The 3,446-nt window shown below is 63.6% G+C and carries 3 protein-coding genes; all 3 read right to left on the reverse strand.

Annotated elements, in window-relative coordinates:
• Positions 1 to 48 precede the first annotated feature (48 nt).
• From FEF26_RS15250 to FEF26_RS15260, 3 genes are read right to left on the reverse strand one after another with little or no spacing between them, the layout of a single operon-like run.
• The gene (locus tag FEF26_RS15250; RefSeq protein WP_138254386.1) at positions 49 to 339 is read right to left on the reverse strand and encodes a DUF6262 family protein; all 291 of its coding nucleotides are present in this window, start codon (positions 337 to 339) and stop codon (positions 49 to 51) included.
• A complete protein-coding gene (locus FEF26_RS15255; RefSeq protein ID WP_138254387.1) occupies positions 339 to 2,294 on the reverse strand; it encodes a tyrosine-type recombinase/integrase in 1,956 nt (651 codons plus the stop codon). The genes FEF26_RS15250 and FEF26_RS15255 overlap by 1 nt, the downstream gene beginning before the upstream one ends.
• Positions 2,257 to 3,345 carry a tyrosine-type recombinase/integrase gene (locus tag FEF26_RS15260; protein ID WP_138254388.1) on the reverse strand — a complete coding sequence of 363 codons (1,089 nt, stop codon included), beginning with the start codon at positions 3,343 to 3,345 and terminating at the stop codon, positions 2,257 to 2,259. Before FEF26_RS15260 ends, FEF26_RS15255 begins: the two co-directional genes overlap by 38 nt.
• Positions 3,346 to 3,446 lie beyond the last annotated feature (101 nt).

Below are 3,446 nucleotides of genomic sequence, written 5' to 3' on the forward strand. Positions count from 1 at the left end.
TTATCCGGCTAATTGGGGTTCTTTTGGGCTATTGGCCGGTTAATCTTTTCAGCGGCGCAGCCGGCGGAGTTGATCTTCGTGGCTGCGTACACGCTCGGCGAGGGTGGTCACTGCGGCTCGGAGGGTGGCGATCTCGTCGCTGATCGCGGTCATTGGAGTGTCGGTGGCTTCGGCGTGTTTGTGCTCCTCGACGATGCCGCGCAGTGCGGTGTTGCGGTAGATCGTTGAACGGCTCAGGCCGGTGGCGGCGGCGATAGCGACAAACGTGATCGGTTGGCCGTTGCGGCTCAGGTCGGTGCAGGCGCGTTCAATGATGTTGATCCGGTCGTGGGGGTTCATCAGGCGGCGGCTTCGGTGTCGGCGATGAGGGCGTCGAGGCGGTTGATGAGCTTGTGGTGGCGGTCGGCTTCATCAATCCATCCGCGGTCTTCGGCATCGCGGGCAAGGGCTTGGGCATCGACACGTTGGGCGGCGAGGATCGGAAGTGATGAGGGCTCAGCGCGGTAGCTGGGGCAGTGTTCGCAGATGTTGGCATAGGCACAGGCGCCCTGGGCGGGTGTGCGCAGGCAGAACCCGCCAGCCATGCGTGATTTCAGCAGCGGTGTGTCCTGCCAGTCCTGTCCGCCGGTGATGTCGGCTAGCGGCAGCTGGGTCCGGCCGCCCGGGCCGGTTGGTGCCGGAGGTTGCGGAGCTGTTTGCTGTTTGGCTAGATCCAGGGCGCGTTCGTATTCGGTGCGGACGGTGGCATCAAAGAGTTGACCGTAGCGCAGGCTCATCTCTGCGCTGACGTGACCGAGCAGAGCCATTAGCGCTTGCAGGGAGACTCCAGCGTTGACCAGCGCGGTCGCGTAGGTGTGGCGCAATTGGTGGGAGGTGACGTGTTCGAGTCCGGCGATATTGGCGGCGTGATCAAGTTCGGCCCGGACTCCCTGTTGGGATAGTCGGCGTCCGAGATAGGTGAACAGGAACTGGGCTGGTCGCCGGTAGCGTGGGTGCGGCATCGGTCGACCATGGGAACGGATCTGGGTAATGCGGTCGATCAGCTCCAGGGTCTCGGAATCCAGTGGGACCATGCGTTCGGTGGCCATCTTGCCCAGCGGGACCTTCAGCCACGCGCCGTTGTCCTGGATCTGGTGCACGCAGTCCAGCTCCAGATCCAGCAGCTCCCCGATGCGTAGCCCGCAGGCCCGTTGCAGGCGTAGGGCCAGGGCGGCCAGTTCGTTGGCGGGATGGAGGGTCAGCGCCTCTTGTAGGCGCCGGTCGGCGTCAACGGGGAGATAGCGGGGCAACACCTGCGGAAGTTTCGGGATGTCGTCGCGGAAGATGACTTTCCTGGAGGGCGCGACGTCCCAGCCCCATTCGGCGATATCGGTCAAAAATGTTGTCACCGCTACTACGCGCCGGTTGCGGTCGCCGATGCTGATCGGTTGGCCGTCTTTGTCGCTGACGGTATCGAGCAGCGAAGACAGCCAAGGCTCGATGTGTCGGCGCCGATCCAGATCAGCCACGCTGGAAAGCTCAGGATCAGAAGTGGCCAAAAAAGTGCCGAAGTGTTTGAGTCGGGTCGCCAATGCGGAGACGGTCTTGGCCTGGCAGGTGGCCTTCTTGCGTTGAAGATAGGCGATCATCTCGGCCCGGATCGGGGCGGCCACCTCAGCGAGTCGTTCCTCCAGCGGGGTCGGGCCGCCACTGCGGGGCAGCTGATCGACGATGCCCAGGTGGAACAGCACGGTCTGGGTATTGCTGATCGCTGAGAGGTAGTGGCGGTGGCTGGTTCCGGTTCGTCGGCCGCGCTCATGACAGGCCGCGGCGAAAGCGTCGAGGTCGTCTTGGACCAGCTCGGCGATCGGCCGGCCGGTCTGGATCAGCAGCCGCACCGGAACTTGTGATCCGGTGGCCAAGCGCACCCGCAGCGAGAATCCCAGCCTCTGGGCAGCTGAGAGGAAACGCTCGATTTCGGCCTGCAACCGGCTGCCCTGGATTTCGCGCCAGATCGAGGAGAGCTTACGTTCGAGCAGATAGTCGTAACCCGGGCGCAGGCCGTGGTGGACCATGAGGAAGGTGATCACTGGCCGGGCGTGCTTATCGGCGGCCAGCCGGGCGGCAAGCGGTTGCGCCGCCCATGCCTGGGGGTCGGGCCAGGTGCCGAAGAAATTCCGTGCCGCCCGCTCATAGACCACGTTGCCGCGGCCGGTCGCGGCCAGGCGATCAAGATAGTCATCCAGCAGATCCTCACCGCCCAGTTCCGGGCTGGTGTCAACGAGTCTGGGCGCGGATGCGTGCGCGTGCTGCATCGAACTCACCTTTCACATGGGCCGGGGCCAGATGAACATACCGTGCGGTGGTATCAACATGAGCATGACCGAGCAGGGCCTGCATCACCGCTAGATCGACACCGGCTTCGGCCAACGTGGTGCCGAAGGTGTGCCGCAGAGCGTGTGGATGCCCACCAGCGATCCCCGTCAGACCTCGGTGGTAGCGGAAAATCGTGCGCAACCCAGCCGCAGTCAAGCCCTGCCCGCGGTTGGCGCCTTTGGCCACCAGGAAGAGCCGATCAGAGTCCGAGGCGGGGCGTTCGGCCAGTAGGTACACATCAATGACCGAAGCGACATCAGCATCCAATGGCACGCGTCGTTGCTTGGCGCCTTTACCAGTGACGGTGACCCATCGGCCGCCGATATCGACATCCTTAACGGCCAGCGTCAACACTTCACTGGAGCGCAGGCCACACCAAAGCATCAGCCCCGCGATCGCCCGATCGCGCCAAGTGCGCAAGCTGGCCACCAACTTCGCCGCATCCGGCGCCGATAACGCCACCGGCAGCTTCTTCGACTCCCGCAACCGCAGCGCCGAGCGGGGCTGCCGCCGCCTTCGGGTGTGAGCGAGCATCCCGGACTTCTCGCCAGCGGTTACCCAGCGTGCCTCACGGCCTCGCGGGACAGGATTACTCGCCTCTGGATCTCTCAGACCAGCGAAGGTATACAGGCCAGCAATCGCAGCCAAGCGCCGATTGATCGTCGTTGCCGCATACCGATCCAGACGCTGACCAGTCATCGTGATGACCTCCGGTCCCGCCCGGCCAGGGATCGTCGCTTCCCGGCAGGCCCTCAAATAGTCCAGCAGCCCATTCGTGGTGACTGACTCGACCTCCACATCCACTTCGCTCAACCACCGGCAGAACGCCAGCAGGTCATACCCGTATGCCCTGACCGTCGCCAACGAGTAGTTCCGGTCCAGCAGGTGACTCAGATAATCGTTGACCAGTCCGAACCGGGACGCATCCGCCCCAGCCAGCGCCCAACCTTCATCGTGGCGGGCAAGTCGCAGATCGACACTGCTGCTCATGAACACAGTTGTAGCATCCGTGACTCACATCACACTGCTAGACCGATTCTGCGGAGTGTCGCTGACAAGCAGGAACAAGTACTTTAGCCGGTTAAGAGGCA

The organism is Nesterenkonia salmonea, assembly GCF_005771525.1.
Classification (GTDB): domain Bacteria; phylum Actinomycetota; class Actinomycetes; order Actinomycetales; family Micrococcaceae; genus Nesterenkonia; species Nesterenkonia salmonea.

Bases quoted from the DNA above. Each gene is read 5' to 3' on its own strand.
- FEF26_RS15255 (WP_138254387.1), bottom strand. From the start codon at position 2,294: ATGCAGCACGCGCACGCATCCGCGCCCAGACTCGTTGACACCAGCCCG.
- FEF26_RS15250 (WP_138254386.1), bottom strand. From the start codon at position 339: ATGAACCCCCACGACCGGATCAACATCATTGAACGCGCCTGCACCGAC.
- FEF26_RS15260 (WP_138254388.1), bottom strand. From the start codon at position 3,345: ATGAGCAGCAGTGTCGATCTGCGACTTGCCCGCCACGATGAAGGTTGG.